This is a genomic window from Aeromonas sp. INTO2 (genome assembly GCF_049860605.1).
Lineage (GTDB): Bacteria > Pseudomonadota > Gammaproteobacteria > Enterobacterales > Aeromonadaceae > Aeromonas > Aeromonas caviae.
The window spans coordinates 3467638-3490731 of the sequence record NZ_CP187588.1; the positions used below are offsets into that span (position 1 = coordinate 3467638).

Annotated in this window: 25 protein-coding genes; 9 read left to right on the forward strand and 16 right to left on the reverse strand. The window is 62.4% G+C overall.

Features of this window, described 5'->3' with window-relative positions; all coding sequences use genetic code 11:
• Positions 1-15: 15 nt before the first annotated feature.
• Positions 16-603: a sigma-E factor negative regulatory protein gene (locus tag ACPW74_RS16330; protein ID WP_041211670.1), complete on the reverse strand. Its 588-nt coding sequence runs from the start codon at positions 601-603 to the stop codon at positions 16-18.
• A gap of 22 nt (positions 604-625) precedes the next feature.
• Complete coding sequence (rpoE, locus tag ACPW74_RS16335; protein ID WP_010675645.1) at positions 626-1207, reverse strand: RNA polymerase sigma factor RpoE; 582 nt, start codon at positions 1205-1207, stop codon at positions 626-628.
• A 181-nt stretch (positions 1208-1388) separates the two neighbouring features.
• On the opposite strand from rpoE, the gene nadB reads away from it, so the two are divergent.
• Complete coding sequence (gene nadB / locus ACPW74_RS16340; protein WP_425858389.1) at positions 1389-2996, forward strand: L-aspartate oxidase; 1608 nt, start codon at positions 1389-1391, stop codon at positions 2994-2996.
• A gap of 120 nt (positions 2997-3116) precedes the next feature.
• Here nadB and ACPW74_RS16345 read toward each other — a convergent pair whose 3' ends face one another.
• On the reverse strand, positions 3117-3488 hold the full coding sequence (locus tag ACPW74_RS16345) for a protein YgfX (RefSeq protein ID WP_425859219.1): 372 nt from the start codon (positions 3486-3488) through the stop codon (positions 3117-3119).
• Between the two features lie 58 nt (positions 3489-3546).
• Positions 3547-3816, reverse strand: coding sequence for a succinate dehydrogenase assembly factor 2 (locus ACPW74_RS16350; protein WP_041213909.1), 270 nt, complete (start codon positions 3814-3816; stop codon positions 3547-3549).
• Positions 3817-3929: 113 nt separating this feature from the next.
• On the opposite strand from ACPW74_RS16350, the gene ygfZ reads away from it, so the two are divergent.
• A complete protein-coding gene (gene ygfZ / locus ACPW74_RS16355) occupies positions 3930-4841 on the forward strand; it encodes a tRNA-modifying protein YgfZ (RefSeq protein ID WP_425858390.1) in 912 nt (303 codons plus the stop codon).
• Between the two features lie 6 nt (positions 4842-4847).
• On the opposite strand, the gene ACPW74_RS16360 is transcribed toward ygfZ, so the two are convergent.
• Positions 4848-5729 (reverse strand): LysR family transcriptional regulator, encoded by an 882-nt coding sequence (locus ACPW74_RS16360; protein WP_010675650.1) that lies wholly within the window; start codon positions 5727-5729, stop codon positions 4848-4850.
• Positions 5730-5853: 124 nt separating this feature from the next.
• Between ACPW74_RS16360 and ACPW74_RS16365 the strand changes: the two genes are divergently transcribed.
• On the forward strand, positions 5854-6291 hold the full coding sequence (locus tag ACPW74_RS16365; protein ID WP_128296064.1) for a PACE efflux transporter: 438 nt from the start codon (positions 5854-5856) through the stop codon (positions 6289-6291).
• A gap of 70 nt (positions 6292-6361) precedes the next feature.
• Here ACPW74_RS16365 and ACPW74_RS16370 read toward each other — a convergent pair whose 3' ends face one another.
• Positions 6362-6703: a hypothetical protein gene (locus tag ACPW74_RS16370; RefSeq protein ID WP_010675652.1), complete on the reverse strand. Its 342-nt coding sequence runs from the start codon at positions 6701-6703 to the stop codon at positions 6362-6364.
• A gap of 183 nt (positions 6704-6886) precedes the next feature.
• Between ACPW74_RS16370 and cutA the strand changes: the two genes are divergently transcribed.
• The 4 genes from cutA to ACPW74_RS16390 all read left to right on the forward strand — a co-directional run bounded on the left by cutA (position 6887) and on the right by ACPW74_RS16390 (position 10007).
• Positions 6887-7204, forward strand: coding sequence for a divalent-cation tolerance protein CutA (cutA, locus tag ACPW74_RS16375; RefSeq protein ID WP_425858391.1), 318 nt, complete (start codon positions 6887-6889; stop codon positions 7202-7204).
• The gene (locus ACPW74_RS16380) at positions 7201-8979 is read left to right on the forward strand and encodes a protein-disulfide reductase DsbD (protein ID WP_425858392.1); all 1779 of its coding nucleotides are present in this window, start codon (positions 7201-7203) and stop codon (positions 8977-8979) included. Before cutA ends, ACPW74_RS16380 begins: the two co-directional genes overlap by 4 nt.
• 63 nt (positions 8980-9042) lie before the next feature.
• A complete protein-coding gene (locus ACPW74_RS16385; protein WP_425858393.1) occupies positions 9043-9495 on the forward strand; it encodes a GNAT family N-acetyltransferase in 453 nt (150 codons plus the stop codon).
• Positions 9496-9581: 86 nt separating this feature from the next.
• Entirely contained in the window at positions 9582-10007 is a 426-nt protein-coding gene (locus ACPW74_RS16390; RefSeq protein WP_039040544.1) for a hypothetical protein, read from the forward strand.
• An 18-nt stretch (positions 10008-10025) separates the two neighbouring features.
• Here ACPW74_RS16390 and ACPW74_RS16395 read toward each other — a convergent pair whose 3' ends face one another.
• From ACPW74_RS16395 to ACPW74_RS16440, 10 genes are all read right to left on the reverse strand, one after another.
• Positions 10026-11327, reverse strand: coding sequence for an NAD(P)/FAD-dependent oxidoreductase (locus ACPW74_RS16395; protein WP_041213912.1), 1302 nt, complete (start codon positions 11325-11327; stop codon positions 10026-10028).
• Between the two features lie 153 nt (positions 11328-11480).
• Complete coding sequence (fbaA, locus tag ACPW74_RS16400; protein ID WP_010675658.1) at positions 11481-12560, reverse strand: class II fructose-bisphosphate aldolase; 1080 nt, start codon at positions 12558-12560, stop codon at positions 11481-11483.
• 115 nt (positions 12561-12675) lie between these two features.
• Positions 12676-13839 (reverse strand): phosphoglycerate kinase, encoded by a 1164-nt coding sequence (locus tag ACPW74_RS16405; protein WP_167826095.1) that lies wholly within the window; start codon positions 13837-13839, stop codon positions 12676-12678.
• A gap of 66 nt (positions 13840-13905) precedes the next feature.
• Complete coding sequence (gene epd / locus ACPW74_RS16410) at positions 13906-14916, reverse strand: erythrose-4-phosphate dehydrogenase (protein WP_425858394.1); 1011 nt, start codon at positions 14914-14916, stop codon at positions 13906-13908.
• Positions 14917-14966: 50 nt separating this feature from the next.
• Entirely contained in the window at positions 14967-15896 is a 930-nt protein-coding gene (locus ACPW74_RS16415) for an ROK family protein (RefSeq protein WP_041211677.1), read from the reverse strand.
• 151 nt (positions 15897-16047) lie between these two features.
• Positions 16048-17115 (reverse strand): uroporphyrinogen decarboxylase, encoded by a 1068-nt coding sequence (gene hemE / locus ACPW74_RS16420; protein ID WP_425858395.1) that lies wholly within the window; start codon positions 17113-17115, stop codon positions 16048-16050.
• 139 nt (positions 17116-17254) lie between these two features.
• Positions 17255-18034, reverse strand: coding sequence for an NAD(+) diphosphatase (gene nudC / locus ACPW74_RS16425; RefSeq protein ID WP_425858396.1), 780 nt, complete (start codon positions 18032-18034; stop codon positions 17255-17257).
• Between the two features lie 145 nt (positions 18035-18179).
• The gene (locus tag ACPW74_RS16430; RefSeq protein ID WP_425858397.1) at positions 18180-19517 is read right to left on the reverse strand and encodes an IS4-like element ISAeme15 family transposase; all 1338 of its coding nucleotides are present in this window, start codon (positions 19515-19517) and stop codon (positions 18180-18182) included.
• A gap of 123 nt (positions 19518-19640) precedes the next feature.
• The gene (locus ACPW74_RS16435; RefSeq protein WP_223915461.1) at positions 19641-20246 is read right to left on the reverse strand and encodes a TIGR04211 family SH3 domain-containing protein; all 606 of its coding nucleotides are present in this window, start codon (positions 20244-20246) and stop codon (positions 19641-19643) included.
• A 152-nt stretch (positions 20247-20398) separates the two neighbouring features.
• Positions 20399-21151: a potassium channel family protein gene (locus ACPW74_RS16440; protein WP_029314808.1), complete on the reverse strand. Its 753-nt coding sequence runs from the start codon at positions 21149-21151 to the stop codon at positions 20399-20401.
• A 100-nt stretch (positions 21152-21251) separates the two neighbouring features.
• Here ACPW74_RS16440 and ACPW74_RS16445 point away from each other — a divergent pair, with 100 nt between their 5' ends.
• Together ACPW74_RS16445 and ACPW74_RS16450 are read left to right on the forward strand one after the other, a co-directional pair.
• Entirely contained in the window at positions 21252-22502 is a 1251-nt protein-coding gene (locus ACPW74_RS16445; protein WP_010675666.1) for a methyl-accepting chemotaxis protein, read from the forward strand.
• A gap of 107 nt (positions 22503-22609) precedes the next feature.
• Positions 22610-23050: a GNAT family N-acetyltransferase gene (locus tag ACPW74_RS16450; RefSeq protein ID WP_010675667.1), complete on the forward strand. Its 441-nt coding sequence runs from the start codon at positions 22610-22612 to the stop codon at positions 23048-23050.
• Positions 23051-23094 lie beyond the last annotated feature (44 nt).

Below are 23094 nucleotides of genomic sequence, written 5' to 3' on the forward strand. Positions count from 1 at the left end.
ATCCCTAAAAATGCGTTATTCCTGAATCTGCTTGTCTTGCAGCAGACGCTGTTGCAGTTGATGGTCGCGCAGGAAGGCATTGATGCGCTCGCGCTGCTCCTGCATCTGCTGCTCGCTCAGACCTTGCTGACGCACACCGGTCCGGCTGCCATCCTGGGGATAGTGCACGCTCACCGGCGCAGCACTGCCACCCACGGGTATGGTATTGAGCACCGGGCTGGTCGGCACACCATCCTTGCCCTGGTACTGCTGCACGCCGAAGATGACGGCGGCAGCCACGGAGGCGGCAATGGCATACTGCCCCACTTGCTGGCCAAAGCGGCGAACGAAGGGGATCACCTTGCCAGCGGGTTGCACCTGGGGCGCAGCAGGCTGTGCCGGCTTGGGCGCCAGTATGGCGGGTTCATCCTCCAGCGCCAGCATGATGCTGTCGCTGAGATCCAGTTGCAGATTGACCGGCAGGTCACCCCGCATGGCATCACCGATCAGATGGTAACGCGACCAGGTATCCTGCAGAGCGGGATCCGTTCCCAGCTCGTTCAGTACCTCGATTTCGCTGAGGTCGCCATCCATCAGGGCTGAAAGTTGCTCTTTATTTGCCATAAGTTTGCCTGTCTTTCCCCAGTTAATGCTCGATCAGAGGTTGCAGCTTTTTATCGATTGCTTCCCTCGCCCGGAAGATGCGGGATCTCACCGTACCCACCGGGCAATCCATGATCTCCGCAATCTCCTCGTAGCTCAGCCCTTCCATTTCACGAAGGGTGATCGCCGTTCTCAAATCTTCTGGCAAGGCTTCTATGGCGGTAAACACAGTACGCTTGATCTCGTCGGTCAGCGCCAGGTTTTCCGGGGTGGCCACCTCTTGCAGGGCTTCACCACCACCATAATATTCAGCCTCGTCCGCTTCGACATCACTGCTGGGCGGTCTGCGCCCCTGTGACGTCAGGTAGTTTTTGGCCGTGTTGACGGCGATCCGGTACAACCAGGTGTAAAACGCGCTCTCGCCACGGAATGTCGGCAACGCACGGTAGGCCTTGATGAATGCCTCCTGCGCCACATCCGGTACATCGCCCGGATTGTTGACATACCTGGCCACCAGGTTGACCACCTTGTGCTGGTACTTGCGTACCAACAGGTTGAATGCATTTTTATCGCCACGCTGGACCCGTTCAACCAGCTGTTCGTCCAGTAGATTCTGGTCGCTCATCAGAGCCGTAAAACCCCCATCAGGTTATCGTTTTTCTTTTCCGGCCCCTTCTAAGCGCACAAGTTCAGACAGGAGGAATCAGGGAAAGTTCGCTTGCATTGAAAAAAATGTGATGCGGGCTGCATCACAACCCCCCTTGGGCTACCATGGGGCCAGTTCTTAATCCAGGCCAATGATACTTATGAAAGCAAGTGTTGAATACCTTTGCGACGTACTCATCATTGGCAGCGGTGCCGCCGGTCTGTCCCTCGCGTTGCGATTGGCAGACCAGGCCAAAGTCCTGGTTCTGAGCAAGGGGCCCATCAGTGAGGGGGCCACTCTCTATGCGCAAGGAGGCATCGCTGCCGTGTTCGACGAGACCGACAGCATCGAATCCCACGTGAGCGACACGCTCAACGCCGGCGCCGGGTTGTGCGACCCGGCGGTGGTGGAGTTCACCGCCCGCAACGCCCGCGACTCCATCCAGTGGCTCATTCAGCAGGGGGTCCCCTTCGATCAGGAAGAGGATGCCGAGGGGGAATCCCACTATCACCTGACCCGGGAAGGGGGCCACAGCCATCGCCGCATCTTCCACGCGGCCGACGCCACCGGCAAGGCGGTGCAGCTCACCCTGATCGACCAGGTGCGCGCCCACCCCAACATCCAGCTGATGGAGCGCTTCAACGCGGTCGATCTCATCACCACCCGCAAGCTGGGTCTGCCGGGCAACAAGGTACTGGGAGCCTATGTCTGGAATCGCAACGCCGAGCAGGTCGAGGTGATCCGCGCCCGCTTCGTGGCACTGGCCACCGGCGGTGCCTCCAAGGTGTACCAGTACACCTCCAACCCGGACGTCAGCTCTGGCGACGGCATCGCCATGGCATGGCGGGCCGGCTGCCGGGTGGCGAACCTGGAGTTCAACCAGTTCCACCCCACCAGCCTGTTCCACCCGGACGACCCCAACTTCCTGCTGACCGAGGCCCTGCGCGGCGAAGGGGCCTACCTGCGCCGTCCCGACGGCAGCCGCTTCATGCCGGAGTTTGACGAGCGGGCCGAGCTGGCCCCGCGGGACATCGTCGCCCGCGCCATCGACCACGAGATGAAGCGCCTCGGGGCGGATTGCATGTATCTGGACATCAGCCACAAGCCGGCGGATTTCATCATCAAGCACTTCCCGACCATTTATGAGCGCTGCCTCGCGGTCGGTATCGACATCACCAGGGAGGCGATGCCCATCGTCCCGGCGGCCCACTACACCTGTGGCGGCGTGATGATCGACAACAACGGCCAGACCGACATCCCCGGCCTCTATGCTATCGGCGAGGTGACCTATACCGGGTTGCACGGCGCCAATCGCATGGCCTCCAACTCCCTGCTCGAATGCGTGGTCTATGCCCATCAGGCGGGAGCCGACATCCTGGCCAAGATGCCCACCAGCGTGGCGCCCCCCAGCCTGCCGGCCTGGGACGAGAGCCAGGTGGATGACTCGGACGAGCAGGTGGTGATCCAGCACAACTGGCACGAGCTGCGGCTGATGATGTGGGACTACGTGGGCATAGTGCGCACCAACAAGCGCCTGGCCCGGGCCAAGCGTCGCATCGATCTGCTCAAGCAGGAGGTGCAGGAGTACTACGCCAACTTCCGGGTCTCCAACAACCTGCTGGAGCTGCGCAACCTGTTGCAGGTGGCCGAGCTCATCGTCAACTGCGCCCTGGAGCGCAAGGAGTCACGCGGTCTGCACTACAACCTGGATTATCCGGACATGCAGCCGGACTCCAAGCCAACCGTGCTGACCCCGGATCGGGAATGACGCCGGATCAGGAATAAGGTCGTTGCGTTCGATTCGGGCGTATGCCCTCTCCCAGATGACCCCGCCCAGGCGGGGTCATCTGCTATGAGCGGCAGATGTGGCAGGTAGAGAGAGACGCCCCTAGCGGACAGCGAGGTGGATGGCGCGGGCCAGGGCGCGGTAGTGTGCAGGGGCCAGGGCATCGGAGAAGAGCCAGAGCTGCCCCTCGGAGCCCTCCACCGTCTTCAGCCGCAACCAGAGCACCCCGGGCAGGATGCGGCTGCGGGGATCCAGCCGATAGCGCGCCCCTTGCCACTCGAGCCACTCCCCATCCCAGACGAGCACGCCGCTCGCCGCCGGATGGCGGCGCAACGCGCGCCACAGACTCAGCCCCCAGACAGGGAGGAACAGCCCCCATTGCCAGCCCTGGATCAGGCTGGCGACGGGCAAGAGCAGCAACAGAAACAGGATGCACAGCAACAGACGCTGCTGGCGGGAGGGGATCACGGGCATCACTACCCGCTGGGGAGACGCGAGGCTGGCCATGAGGGGTGGCGGTCGCGAGTCGGGCTCAGCGCAGGCTGTCGTGACGGGCCTGGTTGCGCTCGAGGATCAGGGGGATCATGGCGGCAAAATCGGGATCCTCGGGCACGCCGTGACCCATGCACCAGCGGAACAGCTCGGGATCCTCGCACTCCAGCAGGCGGATGAAGGTGCGCTGTTCGGCCTCGCCGAGGCCATCGAACTCGTGCTCAAAGAAGGGCATAAAGATCACATCCAGCTCGAGCATGCCGCGACGGCAGGCCCACTTCAGGCGGGACTTCTCACTTGGGTTCAACATGGAACTCTCCTTACAAAGACCGGGGAATGGTAGCAGCAGGATTTTCCGGCTGACAAACATTCCTTACGTCTTTACCATGCAGGTCACATACTTTCTGTCTCTGGAATCCCATCGTGAGCCTGCCGACCCCTCTTCTTCCTGCCGAGCCGACCCTGTTTTCCCTGACCAATCTGGCCATCACCCGCCTCGGCGGTCCGGATCGCGCCAAGTATCTGCAAGGTCAGGTCACCTGCGACGTCAACGCCCTGCAACCGGGCCAGAGCACCCTCGGCGGCCACTGCGATCCCAAGGGCAAGCTGTGGAGCGATTTTCGCCTGCTCTGCCTGGAAGACAGCCTGCTGATGCTGACCAAGCCCTCGGTGCTGGCCCGCCAGCTGCCGGAGCTCAAGAAGTTTGCGATCTTTGCCAAGGTCGAGATCGGCGAGTTTCAGGGCAGCCTGACCGGACTGGCTGGTCAGGGGACGGACGACTGGATGGCACAGCACTTCGCGCTGACCGGCACCGGTCTGGTGGAGGGCGGCATGGCAGTCAGGGTGGAGGCGGACCGCTGGCTGCTGGCGAGCGCATCCCCGCTGGCCCTGAACCTGCCGGTGGGCGACGAAGGACTCTGGTGGGGGCTGGAAATCAAAGCCGGTCTCCCCCATCTGGAAGCGGTCCATCAGGGGGAATACATCCCCCAGATGCTGAACCTGCAAGCCCTTGATGGCATCAGCTTCAACAAGGGCTGCTACATGGGGCAGGAGACGGTGGCGCGCGCCAAGTATCGCGGCGCCAACAACCGCGCCCTCTTCGTGCTGAGCGGTACGGCCGCAATGCAGGTGGCCAGCGGTGACACCCTGGAGATCCAGCTCGGTGACAACTGGCGCCGCAGCGGTCTGGTGCTCAATGCCTGGCAGCAGCAGGGTCAGGTGTGGCTCACCGCCGTGCTGCCCAAGGACACCGAGGCCGACGCCCGCTTCCGCCTCAAGCTGGAAGAGGGCTCCAGCCTCGGTCTGCAACCCCTGCCCTATGCGTTGATCGACTGAATCCCCCTAGCGAGGCACCCGCGCCAGCAGTGCCTCCTGCAACCAGCGCCCCGCCTGCCCGAGCGGGCGGGCGCGATACCACTGCAACTCCAGCGCCAGTTCCGCCTCGGCGATGAAGTCCGGCTTGAGCACCACCAGCTCCCCCCGCGCCAGGGGCCGGTGCAGCAGAAACTCGGGCACCGCCGCCCATCCCAGCCCCAGTTTCACCAGCTCCAGGATCCCGAGATCCCCCTCCACCCACCACACTTGCGCCGAGAGGCGGAAGCGATGGCGCTCCGTCCCCTCCCGCCGTCCGGTCACCATCAACTGGCGAGCTCCTTGCAGGTCGCTCTCCTTCAACGGTGTCTTGTGGGCCAGGGGGTGATCCGGAGAGACCACCAGGGGCATGGTGACCGTCCCCAGGGAGCGGGAGACCAGCTCCCGCTCGGGGTGCGCCTTCTGATAGCTGATGCCGAGCTGGGCACGGCCGCTCTTGAGCAGCTCGGTCACGTCCTCCATCAGCGGGAACAGCAGCTCCAACTCCACCGCCGGGTAGCGGCTGGCGAACTCCTCCAGCAGGGAACCAAGCCAGGGCAGGTGGGAGTCATCGTCGATGGCCAGGGTGAGGCGCGACTCGACGCCGTTGGCCAGCTCGCCGGCGATGGCCTGCAGTCGCTCGCTCTGGGCCAGCAGCACCCCCGCCTCCTGACAGATGCGGGCCCCCGCCTCGGTCAGCACGGGATAGCGGCCGCTGCGATCGAACAGCGCAAGGCCGAGATCGATCTCCAGGTTGGCGATGGCGGCACTCACCACCGACTGAGCCTTGCCCAGCCTGCGCGCCGCCGCCGAGAACGACCCGGTCTCGGCCGTCGCCAGCAATGCCTTGAAGTGTTCCAGTGAAGGGGTCATGAGCCTGCTCCGCCGTGCTGTTGTGTCGTCACATCTATCTATTTTAGCGATAGATACCAACGTGAATCTATCCGGTTTTGGCGATACATTGCCGCCATTCCCTGACCAAAGAGAGAGACAGACCATGCGTACGACCCGTGACCGCCTGCGCCACGCCATCGGCTTCGAATTGATTGGCCTGCTGATCGCCGCCCCGCTGGCCAGCTGGGTGACCGGCGTCGGGCTCAACCACATGGGCCCCCTGGCCCTGTTCTTCTCGGTGGTCGCCACCGTCTGGAACTATGTCTACAACATCGGGGTGGACAAGCTGCTGCTGCGCTATCAGGGCCACACCCACAAGGCGCTGTGGCAGCGGGTGCTGCACACCCTGGGGTTCGAGGGGGGCCTGCTGATCGTGGCCCTGCCGGTGATGGCCTGGTGGCTCGACATCGGCCTGCTGGAGGCGCTGGTGCTGGATATGGGCTTCGTGCTCTTCTACCTGGTCTATGCCTTCGTCTACAACTGGAGCTACGACAAGGTGTTCCCCATTCCCATGGGACAGGTGCAGAAGGCGCTGGGATAAGCGATTCGAGGGGTAAGGGCGAGGCACCATCATGCGATGGCATGATGGTGCTGAAGAGGGCCTCGCGGGGTCAGGCCTGGGCCTTGACCTCTTCCGGCGGGGTATCGTCCTGCCTGGTTTCCTGGCGCATCATGGCTTCGAGGTCGCTCTGGTACTGGTTCAGCATGCGCTGGGCCGCCACCATGTCCCCCTTGTGCAGGCGCTCGAACAGATGATGCTGCACCACGCCGTTGAGGTACTCCACCGTGATGGGTTGCTCCAACGCCGACAACAGCTCCTCTTTTTCCAGCTCCGCATTGATCTCGTCGACACTGGTACGCAGCAGACCGGCCAGTTGCACCAGCATGCGGCGCTCCCCTTCACGCAACAGGCTCAACATGCGGTTTCTCTGCTGCTCATTCTGTTGGGTCATACATTTCCTTACGTAGAATTGGAACAAGCCCGCTCATTCTGCCCTGTCCTTTTCGCAGCGTCCATCTCGGGCGCATGACTTATTCCGGGTGCGGGGGGCCGGGTGCTATTTGCCCCCCGGCCCGGTATAGTAACGGCTGATCCAGGGGGCCCGTGCGCCCCGTTGCCGAGACCGTCCATCCCTATGACCGACGCCATTCTGGTGCTCTGCACCTGCCCCGACAAGACCAGTGCAGACCGCCTCTGCGAGCAGCTGCTCGACCAGCGCCTCGCCGCCTGCATCAACCAGCTGCCCGGGGTCACCTCCGTCTATCGCTGGCAGGGCAAGACGGAGCGAACCCGGGAGATCCAGCTCGTCATCAAGAGTCGGGCCGCTCTGTTCGAGCCCCTGCGCCAGTGCATTCTCGCCCACCATCCCTACGAGGTACCGGAGATCCTGGCGCTCCCGGCAAGCCAGGGCCACCCTGCCTATCTCGACTGGTTGACACAGGAGACCTCATGACCGCCTCTCGCCCCCTCTCCTTCCTGCTGATGCTGCTGGGCCTGCTCTGCGTCCTGACGACGGCCCCTGCCCGGGCCAGCAGCCAGGATCTGCTCGGCAGCCTCGGCATCGAGACCCAGCCCAGATTCCTCAAGGTGGATCAGGCCTTCTCCCTCGAGAGCGAACAACAGGGTGATCGGCTGCTGCTCCGGATACGCATCGCCGACGGCTACTACCTCTATCGCCACAGCATCCGTGTGAAGGGAGAGAACCTCACCTTCGACGAGCCCGTCCTGCCCCCCGGCACCGAGCACGAGGATGACTTCTTCGGCAAGAGCCGGGTCTATTACCAGGAGGTGCAGATCCCCGTGGCGCTGACCCGGGTCGGGGACGCGGCCAGCCTCACTCTGAGTTACCAGGGCTGCACCGAGGGACTCTGCTACCCGCCGACCGACAAGCGGATCGCCGTCGAGCCCCTCGCCGCCCCCGCCCGGGCGGAAGCGGTGGCCAGCCTTCAGGGCACCGACGGGCCGGGCAGCCAGCAGGACAGGCTGGCGGCCGCCCTCGGCAGCCAGGGGTTCTGGATCAGCGTCGCCGCCTTCTTCGCCCTGGGTCTCGGCCTCGCCTTCACCCCCTGCGTCTTCCCCATGTATCCCATCCTGACCGGGATCATCGCCGGGGCCGGGCATCGCCTCTCCACCCGTCGCGCCTTCCTGCTCTCCTTCGTCTATGTGCAGGGGATGGCGGTCACCTATACCCTGCTCGGGCTCGTCGTCGCCTCGGCGGGCCTGCAATTCCAGGCGGCCCTTCAGCACCCCTATGTGCTCATCGGCCTCTCGGTGATGTTCGTGCTGCTCGCCCTCTCCATGTTCGGGCTCTACACCCTGCAACTGCCGAGCAACCTGCAAACCCGCCTCTCGGGCTTCTCCAACCGCCAGCAGGGCGGATCCGTGGCCGGCGTTGCCATCATGGGCATGATCTCGGGACTGGTCTGCTCCCCCTGCACCACGGCGCCGCTCTCCGGGGCCCTTATCTACGTGGCCCAGAGTGGCGACCTCTGGCTCGGCGGTGCGGCCCTCTATGCCCTCTCCCTGGGCATGGGGCTGCCGCTGCTCTTGCTCGGCACCTCTGGCGGCAAGCTGCTGCCCAGGGCCGGCGCCTGGATGGATGTGATCAAGCAACTCTTCGGGTTTGCGCTGCTGGCGGTACCCATCCTGCTGCTCTCAAGGCTCCTGAGCGATCAGGTGGCCACCCTGCTCTGGCTCGGCTGGGGGCTGGTGCTGTGCGGTTATCTCTATCACCACAACCAGCATCGCGCCCATTCGGTGGGCAAGAGCCTCGGCGGCTTCGTCCTGCTGCTGGGGATGATGGGTCTGGTGGTGGTGGGCAAGGATCTGCTGCTGCCACCCGAGGGGGCCAATGCCGCCGCCCAGACCCAGGCCCCCCGATTCATCCGCATCAAGACCCTGGACGATCTCAAGGTGCAGCTCGCCGCCGCCCGCGGCAAGCCGGTGCTGCTGGATCTCTACGCCGACTGGTGCGTGGCCTGCAAGGAGTTCGAGCACAAGACCTTCAGCGACCCCGATGTGCAGGCGCGCTTCAGCGAGATGGTGCTGCTGCAGGCGGACGTCACCGCCAACGACGACGCCGATGTGGATCTGCTCAACGGCCTCAACGTGCTGGGATTGCCGACCCTCATCTTCTTCGATCGCGATGGCAACGAGGTGAACGGCCAGCGGGTGACCGGCTTCATGGGGCCTGCCGAATTTCTCGGCCAGCTGGACAAGCTGCGCTAGATGGAGCTCCGGCGTCTGTCAGCGTTTCACCCAGAGCACAGGGGCTGGCTGGAGGAAGTTGTCATGGCAGCCCCAGCCTACAGCTGGCTGACCGAAAGCAAGGGGCCTGTCCCTGCGGATGCCGAAGAGATACTCAAGGTCTGTCCACCGGGGATGGGGCAAGAGGACAAGTTTGTGCTGGCCGTGCTGGAGGGGGAAGAATTGCTTGGCTGCGTCGATCTCATCCGTGGCTATCCCACACCGGATACCGCCTATCTCGGTCTGCTGCTGTTGAAGGAGTGCAGGCAAGGCTGTGGCATCGGCAGCCAAGTCGTCCTACGGCTCATGGAGATGGCGGCAAACTGGGGTTGCACCAACATGCGGCTCGGGGTCATAGAAACCAACCTGCCAGCCCTGCATTTTTGGACCAAGCACGGCTTCCAGCAAGTAGATCGCAAACAGATCGCTGGGTTCAGCGGCGATACCCTGGTCATGACCTGCATCGTTCGCCGTCCCCTTCCCTCGGACCTACCATAGACTGCTGATTTTTCTGGCTATCCCTTGTATCTGGCCCGTACCGTGGCAAACTTTGCCCCTCCTGTCTCGCATCATCCGGAGTTTTGATGAAAAAGTGGTTCATCCCCCTGCTGGCCCTCTGGCTTTATGGCTGCAACGCAGGTCCCGGTGAAGAGACCATCCAGAGCCAGGTCACCGCCAGGTTGCAGGCGGGCACAGATGCTGACCTGTTCGACATCCGCGACTTCGCCGTGCTCGGCAAGGAGGAGCGGATGGAGGGGGTCTATCTGGTCAAGGTGAGCTACCAGCTCCACTTCAAGCAGGGACTGGATCAGTTGCAGGTGCTGCACGACGAGGATCTCGTCTATGACAGGGTCGGCCCCTTCCAGCAGGAGATGGGGCTGATGGAGCTCGAGCGCAAATATGGCGACTTCGAGGCAGGCCAGGCCCTGGCGCAGGAGACCCAGGTCTGGATGATGAAGACGGAGCAGGGCTGGCGCCTGGCCGAGCCAGACGCGACGCAGCAGGGATAATCCCGAGCCCCCCTCCCCCTAGAGCAGATCCTTCAGCCGATACCAGAGCATCCCTAGCGCCAGCAACGGAGAGCGCAACGCCGGGCCACCCGGGAAGGTCATGTGAGGGACGCGGCTGAAGAGATCGAAGCCCCGGCTCTCCCCCTTGATCGCCTCCGCCACCAGCTTGCCCGCCATGTGGGTGGCATTGAGGCCATGGCCCGAATAGGCCTGGGCATAGAAGACGTTGGGATGCTGCTCGAGGCGGCCTATCTGGGGCAGCCGGTTGGCGCCTATGCCTATCATGCCCCCCCACTGGAACTCGATGGCGGTACCCGCGAGCTCGGGGAAAACCCGCAGCAGCTTGGGCAGCATGAAGGCCTTGATATCGCGGGGGTCACGGCCCGAGTAGTTGCAGGCCCCGCCGAACAGCAGGCGACCGTCCGCCGACAGCCGATAGTAGTCGAGCGCCACGTTCTGATCGCACACCGCCATGTTCTGTGGCAGCAAGCGCTGGCGCAGGCGCTTCTCCAGCACCTGGGTGGCGAGAATGTAGGAGCCCGCCGGCAGCACCTTGCCCCCGAGATCGGGCTGGAGGTCGCCCAGGTAAGCGTTGCAGCCGATCACCAGGTAGTCCGCGCTGACCCGGCCGTGGGCCGTGGTCACCTCGACCCGCTCGCCGTAGTCGATGTGGGTCACCCTTGAGTGTTCGAACAGGGAGACCCCGAGACTGGCTGCCGCACGCGCTTCGCCGAGGGCCAGGTTGAGAGGATGCAGGTGACCGGAGCCCATGTCGATCATCCCGCCGATATAGCGATCCGATCCGACCACGGTGTGCATCTCCTCCCGCGCCACCATTTTCAGTGCGTGCCGGTAACCCAGGCTAGCCAGGTGCTCGGCATCCTCCTCGAATCCCTTCAGGTGGCGCGCCTTGGTGGCAAGATCGCAATAGCCCCAGGTGAGATCGCACTCGATATTGAAACGCTCGACCCGCTCGCGCACCAGCTGCACCGCTTCGATCCCCATGAGATCCAGCTCCCGCACGCCCGCTTCGCCAATCCAGCGGGCAAACTGGCTGGTATCGTGGCCGATGCCGCGGATCAGCTGGCCGCCGTTGCGCCCCGACGCTCCCCAGCCGATGCGGTTGGCCTCCAGCAGCACCACCTTGTAGCCGGCATCGGCCAGGTTGATGGCGGTGTTGAGGCCGGTGAAACCGCCACCGATGACGCAGACGTCCGCATCCAGCTCACCACTGAGCTCGGGCCACTGCCGATGGTCGTTGCGAGTGGCCGCGTAATAGGAGGCCGTGTGTTCCTGATGTCCCTGTCTTCCTGTCTGCATGCTCAGCATCCTGCCTGGTTGCATTCGTTTACTAAATTAAACGGGTGTCATCGATAATACTCAGCCCCCCATCCCCAATCCAGCCCGTCAGGATCACAGAAATGCAAAAGGCGCCCCGAAGGGCGCCTTTTCATGCAATCAAGATGCTGCGAATTACAGTACGTCGATGGCGTTCAGGTCGGAGAAGGCCTTCTCCAGACGTGCGATCATGGAAGTCTGACCGGCACGCAGCCATACGCGCGGATCGTAGAACTTCTTGTTCGGCTTGTCGGCACCTTCCGGGTTGCCCAGCTGGCCTTGCAGGTAGGCTTCGTTGGACTTGTAGAAGTTCAGCACGCCTTCCCAGGTCGCCCACTGGGTGTCAGTGTCGATGTTCATCTTCACCACGCCGTAGGAGATGGATTCGCGGATCTCTTCCAGGGTAGAGCCGGAGCCACCGTGGAACACGAAGTCCAGGGACTTGGCAGGCAGACCGAACTTCTCGGAGACGTACTTCTGGGAGTTGTCCAGGATCTTCGGAGTCAGCTTGACGTTACCCGGCTTGTACACACCGTGCACGTTGCCGAAGGAGGCAGCGATGGTGAAGCGCGGGCTGATCTTGGACAGACGCTCGTAGGCGTAGGCCACGTCTTCCGGCTGGGTGTACAGGGAGGATTGGTCCAGGTGGCTGTTGTCCACGCCGTCTTCTTCACCGCCGGTGCAGCCCAGTTCCAGCTCCAGAGTCATGTTCATCTTGGCCATGCGGGTCAGGTACTCGCAGCAGATGTCGATGTTCTCTTCCAGAGACTCTTCGGACAGATCCAGCATGTGGGAGGAGAACAGCGGCTTGCCGGTTTCGGCGAAGTGCTTCTCACCGGCATCCAGCAGACCGTCGATCCACGGCAGCAGCTTCTTGGCGGCGTGGTCGGTGTGCAGGATCACCGGTACACCGTAGGCTTCGGCAACGGCGTGCACGTGCTTGGCACCGGAGATGGCACCCAGGATGGCAGCTTGCTGGCCTTCCAGCTTCAGACCCTTACCGGCGGTGAACACGGCACCACCGTTGGAGAACTGTACGATAACCGGGGCTTTGACCTTGGCAGCAGCTTCCAGCACGGCGTTCACGGAGTCGGTACCGACGCAGTTGACGGCCGGCAGAGCGAAGCCGTTTTCCTTGGCGATGGCGAACACTTTCTGAACGTCATCACCAGTGATCACGCCGGGTTTTACGAAGTCGAAAATTTTCTTAGACATGTTTAATCGTCCTGTCTCGTATGCCGTTAATAAAAAGTGGGGGGTTCATCATGAACCGGCACAGCGGCCACATGATAAACGAAACGGGAGGCTTTTGCCCCCCGTCCCGGGTCAATTAGGCTTTGGCGCGCTCTTCGAGAATCGCGACAGCCGGCAGTACCTTGCCTTCTACGAACTCCAGGAAGGCGCCGCCGCCAGTGGAGATGTAGGAGACCTTGTCGGCGATGCCGAACTTGTCGATGGCAGCCAGGGTGTCACCACCGCCCGCGATGGAGAAGGCAGGGGATTCAGCGATGGCGCGAGCGATCACTTCGGTACCCTTGGCGAACTGGTCGAACTCGAACACGCCGACCGGGCCGTTCCACAGGATGGTCTTGGCGTTCATGATGATGTCGGCCAGGGCCTTGGCGGAATCCGGACCGATGTCGAAGATCATGTCGCCGTCAGTCACGTCGGACACGGACTTGATGGTGGCCGGGGTGGATTCGGAGAACTCGGCCCCCACAACCACGTCGGTGGTCACCGGAATGTTGGTTTCGGCAGCCAGTTTCTTGGCGGTGTCGATCAGGTCGTGCTCGCACAGGGACTTGCCGACGTTGTGACCGGCAGCAGCGATGAAGGTGTTGGCGATGCCACCACCGACCACCAGCTGGTCAGCGATCTTGGAGAGGGATTCCAGCACGGTCAGCTTGGTGGATACCTTGGAGCCGCCAACGATGGCAACCATGGGGCGCTCGGGCTTGAGCATGGCTTTGCCCAGGGCTTCCAGTTCACCGGCCAGCAGGGGGCCTGCACAGGCAACCGGCGCGAACTGGGCCACACCGTAGGTAGAACCTTCGGCGCGGTGAGCAGTACCGAACGCATCCATTACAAAGACGTCACACAGGGCGGCGTATTTTTTGGCCAGATCGATGGTGTTCTTCTTCTCGCCTTTGTTGAAGCGGCAGTTTTCCAGCACAACCAGCTCACCGGCGGCGACGTCTACGCCATCCAGGTAGTCTTTGGCCAGACGAACCGGGCAGGACAGTGCGTCTTTCAGATAGTTGACAACCGGAGCCAGGGAGAATTCTTCGTTGTATTCACCCTCGGTCGGACGACCCAGGTGGGAGGTGATCATCAGCTTGGCGCCCTTTTCCAGAGCCAGCTTGATGGTCGGCAGAGTCGCAACGATACGTGCATCGGAAGTGACCTTGCCGTCTTTTACCGGCACGTTCAGGTCAGCACGGATCAGAACGCGTTTGCCCGCCAGATCCAGGTCGGTCATCTTGATAACAGACATATTCAGTCCTCTATATATTTTCAGGTAATGTTAAAAAAACAGTAACCTTGCGCCCGGTGCAGACTTTCAGCCTGCGGCCATCATGGCCCGGGTGGTATCCAGCATGCGGTTGGCGAAGCCCCATTCGTTATCGCACCACATCAACATCTTGACGAGGTTGGCATCGCTGACCCGGGTCTGGGTACCATCAATGATGCAGGAGTGTGCATCATGATTAAAGTCTACGGAGACCAGTGGCTCTTCCGTGTAGTCCAGAATACCGTGTAATGTACCTCTGGATGCCCGTTGCAGGGCTTGATTTACGTCACTAACTGTCACTTTTTTACGAACAGTAATGCTCAGATCCATGGCGGTTACATTGATGGTGGGTACCCGCACCGCGATCGCCTCGAACTTGCCGGCGAAGTGGGGAAGGATCCGCTCCAACCCCTTTGCCAGCTTGGTGTCCACCGGGATGATGGACTGGCTGGCTGCCCGGGTTCTGCGCAAGTCGCCGTGATAGGCATCGATGACTTGCTGATCGTGCATGGCCGAATGAATTGTCGTAATAGTACCACAATTTATCTCGAATTCTCGATGCAATGTTTCGATGACGGGGACCACGCAGTTGGTGGTGCAGGAGGCGTTGGAGACGATCCGCTCCCGCCCGGTCAGCACCTGGTGGTTGACCCCGTAGACGATGGTGGCATCCACATCCGCGTCCGCCGGATGGGAGAAGAGCACCTTGCCCGCTCCCGCCCCCAGATACAGCTCGGCATCGGCCCGGGAGCCGAACACCCCGGTGCAGTCCAGCACCACGTCCACCCCCAGCGCCCGCCACGGCAAGTTCGACGGATCCCGCTCGGCAAACAGGGCAATGAGATCCTCCCCCACCTGCATGCTGTTGCCCGCCAGTTGCACCGGATAGCGGAACCGGCCGTGACTGGTGTCGAAGCGGGTCAGGTGCACCATGGCCTCGGGGGCCGCCAGCTCGTTGATGGCCACTATCTTGATGGTCTTGTCGCGGCCGCTCTCGTAGAGGGCCCGCAGCACGTTGCGGCCGATGCGGCCATAGCCGTTGATGGCAATCTTGATCATGGAAACGTTGTGTCCTTAGCTGCGACAAAGGGATGGGAGGAAGGGGCGACTCACGAGAGCAGTGCCTCGCGAAAGACGCCGCGGGCCAGCAGTGCGGCACCGAATACCCCGGCGCTGTCCCCCAGAGCCGGCGCTACCATGGGGGTGGCGAAGCGGGGGTTGAACAGGAAGGGCAATACCGTTTCGCGCCCGGCGCGATAGAGGCTCTGCACATTGCCCACGCCGCCACCGATGACGATGACGTCCGGATCGAGAATATTGATCACGTTGGCCAGCGCCTGGCCGAACAACAGGTGCAACCTGTCCATGGTGAGCCTGGCGACATGATCATGGGCACTGGCCGCAGCAATCTGGGCGAGCGAGAGACGGCGTTTGGTCCTGGCCTCGTACCAGGCCTCCAGCGCCGGGCCGCTGATGAGGGTTTCGACGCAGCCGCGCTTGCCGCAGTAGCACTCTGGCCCCTCCGGCAACAGGACGTTGTGCCCCCACTCCCCGGCGATGCCGTGGTGACCGTTGAGGATCTGGCCGTTGATGACGATGCCGGCCCCGACCCCGGTGCCCATGATGATGCCGAACACCACTTTTGCATCGGGATGATGCTGGCGCACCGCCCCCAGGTGGGTTTCCGCCAGGGCGAAACAGTTGGCGTCGTTGGCGATGAGCACGGGGACGCCCAGCCTGCGCTCCAGATCTTCCTTGAGCGGCTTGCCGTTGAACTCGGTGGTGTTGCTGTTTTTCAGCAGCCCGGTCTGGGGGTCCCGGGCCCCCGGCGTCCCCATGCCGATGAGTGCAGGACGCTGACCGAGTTTGGCGGCACACTCGTCCACCAGTTTGGCGATCTGGCCCAGCATGTGCTGGTAGCCGCCGTGCCGTTCAGTGGGAATGCGGTGGCGCAGCAACACCTCGTCGCCATCGAGCACCACGCACTCGCACTTGGTCCCGCCAAGATCGATGCCCCAATCCCACGCCCGCTTCTCCATCCAGCCTCCTGCCCCTCAACGACCCCATCCCGGCAACGACTGCCAACATGGGGGTGCAGTGTAACCCGAGCCGCGACCAGGATGCAGCCCCCTGTGTCACGGACAGCAAAACGGGGCCCGCAGGCCCCGTTCATCACGCTGTTTGCCGCCCTCAGCGACCGTGGTACCGGGCGGAGAGCTCATGCACCGCGTTGACGAACACGCCAGCATGTTCCGGGTCCACATCCTGATGGATGCCGTGCCCCAGGTTGAAGACATGACCGTTGCCATGACCGAAACCGGCCAGAATGGTGGCGACCTCTTCGCGGATCCGCTCCGGGGTGGCGTAGAGCATGGAGGGGTCCATGTTGCCCTGCAGCGCCACCTTGTCGCCGACCCGGCGCTTGGCGTCCGCGATGTCGGTGGTCCAGTCCAGACCCAGCGCATCGCAGCCGGTGGCGGCGATCTGCTCCAGCCACTGGCCGCCGTTCTTGGTGAACAGGGTGACCGGCACACGGCGGCCCTCATGTTCACGGGTCAGGGCATCGACGATCTTGTGCATGTACTGCAGGGAGAAGTCGCGGTAATCGCGCGGGGTGAGCACGCCGCCCCAGGTGTCGAACACCATGACCGCCTGGGCACCCGCCCTGATCTGGGCGTTGAGATAGCTAATCACGCTGTCCGCCAGCTTGTCGAGCAGCAGGTGCAGGGTCTGCGGCTCTGCATACATCATCTTCTTGATCTTGGTGAAGGCCTTGGAGCTGCCCCCCTCCACCATGTAGGTGGCCAGGGTCCAGGGGCTGCCGGAGAAGCCGATGAGCGGCACGTCGCCCTTGAGCTCGCGGCGGATGGTGCGCACCGCATTCATCACGTAGCCAAGCTCGTCTTCCGGATCCGGGATGGGCAGGGCCTGCACGTCGGCCATGGAGGTGATCGGGCGCTCGAAGCGCGGGCCTTCCCCGTGCTCGAAGTAGAGGCCCAGCCCCATGGCATCGGGCACGGTCAGGATGTCGGAGAAGAGAATGGCGGCATCGAGTGGATAGCGGCGCAGGGGCTGCAAGGTGACTTCACAGGCCAGCTCGGCGTTGCGACACAGGGACATGAAATCCCCCGCAACGGCGCGGGTCGCCTTGTATTCCGGCAGATAACGGCCAGCCTGACGCATCATCCATACCGGGGTCATGTCCACTTCCTGGCGCAGCAGGGCACGCAGGTATCGATCGTTCTTCAGCTCTTTCATCCCAGTTCCTGAGTCATGTCACGCATAAAATGGCGGACATGATACCACTTTGTGCAAGGCTGAGGGCGACCCTGACGCCGCACATCGCCGCAGGAGTGCAAAGATGTGAGGGGGCGCATACAAGCGCCCCCGTTTTCCCTCAACGCGCCTCGGCGAGGCACTGTTCGATGAGCCGGCGCGCTATGGTGCCATGAGGGGGCAAGCGCGGCAGCCGGTCAGCCTCAAAAAAGCCTGCCGCCACCAGTTCGTCATCCTGCACCCGGATCTCGCCGTTCTCGTAGTCGGCGGTGAAGCCCATCATCAGGCTGTGGGGGAAGGGCCAGGGCTGGCTCGCCACGTAACGCACATTGGTCACCCGGATGCCGCTCTCCTCGAACACCTCCCGCGCCACGCACTGCTCCAGATTCTCCCCTGCCTCCACGAAGCCGGCCAGCACGGTATACATGGGATCATCCGCCTGATAGTGACGGCGGTGGGCTGCCAGCAAGATGGCCGGCCCCTTGCGCACCGCGACGATGATGCAGGGGGAGATGCGCGGATAGACGACATGGCCGTGATGACACCCCTGGGCCCACTCCCCTTCCCTCGGGGTCATGGGGGCGCCGCACTCACCGCAGAAACGATGGGTACGGCGAAAAGTGGCGAGCTGCCAGGCCCGTCCTGCGAGGCGAAAGCCCTCTTCGTCCCCCGCCACCATGAGCTGGCGCAGCGGGGCCATGGCCCCGGTCTCCGCCTCCGCGCCCAGATCCAGCAGATGGCAAGGCAGGCCGTCCCACTCGTCGAAGCGCTCGAAGGGGGCAGTGTGCAGATGGGGGGGCAAAACGGCGCGGGCCCCTTTTGGAATGCGCCCCTGTTCATCCAGCAGGACGAGGTGATCGCCCCCCAGCACGAACCAGCAGGCCTGTTTAGTTGATGACATATGATGAAGGCTCTTGTTGAGAATGCGCGCGGCACAGGATCGTTCGCCTCATCTTACGAGCGGGAAGGGCCGATGGCGACCCCCGACATGGCCCTCTTCTCGCCAGGCACGCCATGAAAAAAGGTCGCCTCTGGCGCAATGCTGTTCACTTAAGCGGAGCCGCATTGCGATTTACCGGAAAACGGGTCTTTGATATCTTCACCGCCCTGGGTCTCGATGGCCTGGGGCGTTTTTCTATGAACATGACGCCTATGCAGCCCCGCAACTCCGCCAACCTCCGTGGCGTATGGGCTGGCGATAACGCGCCCGCCATCACTGCCATCTGGTTCGCGATGAACTGACAGGCAAACTTAAAGCTCACCTCATTGGGCGCTCGCTGATGGGCTACGGCGGCCTGGCTGGCCTCCCGCCTGACCAGATTGTATCCAAGCAGCAATCCCCACAGCTCCTGATAGACCAAGTCCACTTTCTTGCTTCTCAGCGTGATGGCGTTGTGCTGCATCGCGCTTTTGATATCCCGGTATCCCAGCTCGATTTCCCAGCGCTCGTGGTACAGGGTCGCCACCTGAGCTGCACTGAATCGCGCCACGGGCAGGGAGGTAAAGACCGTTTTCTCCTTGCCTGCCACCTCATAGGTCACTGCGCGAACTTGCCAGTGTGTCGGCAACGCCGGGTTTTTCTTGCGAGCCTGAGGCGAGACCGTCATTTGCAACAGACGGTCACCGTCGCCATAGCGCTCAAGTTCCGTGTATACCAGCCCCTTGCGTTCCGGGATGAGCCAGTGACGGTCGGTGTCTTCGGCCTGAATACGCAGCAACAGGTCGGCACCGAAGAAGCCTTTATCCAGCAGGGTCACTGACTTGTCCGGCAATGAGTGAATGAACTCGCTGGCCAGGGGGATTTCCCCTTTGCGGTACGGGCTGATGGCCGCGTTGGCAATGACATGCGAGCGGACATTCATGAGCGTGACCAACCGCAGCATCGGGTAGGGTGTCTGCCGGTTGGTTGAGGTGTTACCCGAGCCGAAATGTGCTCTGAGTTCAGGCATATCCTGGGTTCGGAACAGGGCCCCATCGATGGCAAAGACCTGTAAACCGTGCCAATGGTCTTCAGGATAACGTTCCCGCCCCCACACATCGGCGCACTGTTTGAACAGCCACTCGAGCGGCTGTTTGCCGAGTCGCTGACGGGCCTGAGACAGGGCACTGTCCGCGAGCAAGGCATCATTGGCCAACCCTTCTGCACAGATGTTGAGGCGCCGAGCGACCTCGGAGATGGGCTCATTGCGGAAAAAGGCCATCCCCACGACGAGCCACAAGACCATATCAGAAGGTAAGCGGCGTCGGCGGATAGTGGCCTTTTCAGACAAGGTGGCAGCGGCAGTAATCCATTCGTCGGGAATATGGTCGGCAAAAATGGCCAGCCGAGCCAGCATGTCGCCAGATGCCTCAACAACATCGTTCAGATCGTTTGCAATAGACATAAAAAAATCCGGAACCAGTGATTGGTTCCGGATTGTCCTACAGCAGAAGGATCGGTCAATGGATCCTTAACTGATCAGCATTGCGCCTCTGGCGACCTTTCATCCTGTTGACCGCCGGGGCGATCAGTTCATCCAGCGCTCGCTGCTCTTGCGACGGCGCGGGAGCATGGGCAGGAGGATCCCGAGCAGGATGCCGCCCCCCACCATGGCACCACCGCGGATGAACCAGTCCATCTGCATGTCGTGCTCACGGTTGTCATAGCTCTGGGTCAAGGCGTCGTTCTGTTCCTTGAGGCTGCTCATCTCGGCGCTCTGGCTGTCCAGACGGGCTTTGAGGCTGGCGATCTCCTTGCTCTGCTCGGCGATCTTGCCATCCTTCTCGGCGAAGCGTTTCTCGTTGTCGCCATTGAGGTTCAGCAGACGGGCCTTGGCTTCGTCCAGCTCTTTCTGAACCTGGGGAAGGCGTTCACGCAGGCTGATCTCTCCCTGCAGCTCGCTGTTCTTGATCCAGCCCTCGCGGCCACGACCGTCCACCACCTGGGTGAATCCGGCCTCCTGGTTCACCGCCTTGACCTCCAGCGGCTCACCGGCCTTGACGCTGCCGAGGATCCGGTACTTGGTACCCGGACCGTTGTGGATATAGGTAAAGATGTTGTCTGAAACATAGCGGGTATCGGCCAGTGCCTGTTGGGCACACAAGCAGATCAGGATCCCGAGAAGGGCGCGCATGGTCGATCGATTCTCTTCGTTGGATTAGGTTGCAGGCCGAATGTTAAGCCGCCTGCGGGTCAAAGGACAAGCAAAGAAAAGCGCCATCTCCCCGAGTGAGAGCTGTCTCGCAGCGCCGCCGGTTTACGACGCGACCATTCCAGACGTCGTACCTACTTCTGTTTCAGCGCCTGCACCTCGGCGCGCAGGGCCTTGAGCTCTTTGAGCAGTTGCGCCTGCTGTTCGCTCTGCTGGCGTCGCCACACCGCGGTGTCGTCGTTGGTCTTGCCGGGATGGACGAACAGGCTGGCCATGAAGCCGCTGAGGGCGCCAAACAACCCCACACCAAAGAGGATCAGCAGGCTGGCGACGAAGCGCCCCTCCTCCGTCTTGGGCACCAGATCCCCGTACCCCACGGTAGAGAGGGTCACCAGCGTCCACCAGAAGGCATCGTAAGGAGTCTGGATCTGGCTGCCGGGTTGCCCCGTTTCCAGCCAGTACATGACGCCGGAGCCGACCCCCAGCAACAGGAAGAAGAGGAAGAGAATGCCGGAGAGGGTGGTTTCGTTGCGTTCACGACGGAACATGGCCAGCAGATCCGGTCTGTCCCGGAGCAACTGGTAGACCCGCCACAGCTGGATGAGCCGCGCCCAGCGCAGTTGTTCCACCATGGGCAGGCTGCCGGGCAGATAGAACCAGTTGCTCTTGAAGAAGGCCATCCTGTCGGAGGCGCGCGCCCAGCCATAGGCGAAGTGAGCGAGGAAGAAGTAGCAGATCAGACTGTCGACATCATAAAAGAGCTGCAAAGTCTGGGGGCTTAGTTCACCGTGCCCCAGCCAGCGAGCAGCCACCAGGCAGACCGAAATCACGGAGAGAAACCCCATCAGCAGATCCATGGTACGCAAATGAGTTAAGTGATGTCGCATACATTTTCCAACTTTAAGCACGGTGCAAATTAATAAAAAGGAAGATAATGCCGATAGCTATGACGGCAAAGGAATAATGGACGTTGAAAGGAGAAAAATTATGCAGTTGAACCCGCTGGAGAGGCGCATGAGCAACATCCGACTGGTGCCCAAGGTGGTGCTGCTCATGGTGTTCAGCACCCTGCTGCTGCTGGCCAAACTCTGGTTCGATGCCAGCAACCTGGAAGCGACCCTGCTCAGCGAGGGCATTGATGCCGCCATGGCCAACACCATCGCCGATCGCCTGCTCTGGACCGGGCTGGTGGAGACGGCGCTCATGGGGGTCGTCTTCGTGGTGCTGCTGCTCACCGGCTCACGCCTCATGGTCAAGCAGGTCCACTACCTGGTGGGGCTGCTGGAGCGTTTCGCCAACAAGGATCTCAGCCACAGCGTGCTGCTCAAGTCCCGGGACGAGTTCGGCGACATCGCCAAGGCGGTGGCCCACTCCCAGGAGAACCTCAAGGAGGTGTTCGGGACCCAGCGTGCCGCCTGCAAGGAGCTCAACGAGATCGCCTCCCAGGTGACTCTCTGCATGGATGAGGCGAACGAGGCCATCAACGAGGAGTTCACCCAGATTGAGCAGCTTGCCAGCGCCATGAGCCAGATGGTAGGTGCCATTCGAGAAGTAGCCAACCACGCGGAGCAGGCGTCCCACGCCACCGCCGAAACCAGCCAGCTGGCCGAGGAGGGCAGCCGCTGCGTGGCGGCTACCGTCAACACCATCGACACTCTCTCCGGCAACATCCAGCGCTCCTCCACCGTGGTCAACGAAGTGGAGCACGGGGTCGATCGCATCGGCTCCGTGGTGGACACCATCCGCAGCATCTCCGAGCAGACCAACCTGCTGGCCCTGAACGCTGCCATCGAAGCCGCACGCGCCGGTGAGGCGGGTCGCGGTTTTGCCGTGGTCGCCTCCGAGGTGCGCGAACTCGCGAACCGTGCCCAGGCCGCCACCGTCGAGATCCAGAAGATGATCGAGCAGCTTCAGGGCAACGCCCGCCAGGCCGTCGGCCTGATGGCCGAGAGCGTGCAGCAGGCGGACAAGGGGGTGGAGCAGGTGACTCAGGCTGGTACCCAGCTCGACACCATAGTGCAGCGGGTGCAGGGAGTGGCCGACATGAACCGCCAGATCGCCGCCGCCTCCGAGCAGCAGAGCTCGGTCGCCGAGGAGATGAATGCCAACCTGGAGCAGGTCAAACAGGTGGTGGAAGGCTCCGTCGTGGTGCTGCGGGAGCTGAAAGATGCCTCCGAACTGGTGGAACACCACAGCCAGACGCTGGACAGCCATATCCAGGCCTTCAAGCTGGCCTGATGCTGGCACCCATCGTCAAACCTTCAGGCTGGCCTGAGGTCGTGATTTGAGTACACTGGAAGGCCCCCTTAGGGGCCTTTCTTTTTTCATCACGGCAAGGAGCCAGGATGCAGACTACAGAACGTGCGCTTGAGATAAGCGACGACAAGGGGCGCCTCGACGTCCCGCTCATTCACCGTTTCCTCAGTGAAGAGGCCTACTGGTGCCTCGGCATTCCCCTCGCCACCCTGCAGCGGGCCATCAACCACTCCCTGTGCTTCGGAGCCTATCTCGACGGCCAGCAGGTCGCCTTCGCCCGGGTCATCACCGACAAGGCCACCTTCGGTTATCTCGCCGACGTCTTCGTGCTGCCCGAACATCGCGGGCGCGGTCACAGCAAGGCCCTGGTGGCAGCCATCCTCGCCCACCCGGAGCTGCAAGGGCTGCGCCGTCTCTCCCTCGCCACCTCCGATGCCCACGGCCTCTACGCCGGTTTCGGTTTTGTGCCGCCGAGAAGCCCCGGCAGCCTGATGGAAATCTACGACCCCGAGATCTACCGGCGTCCCTGAGCCCGGCCGATCGCCGGATCCGTCGCCGGATCACCTTCCGGGCA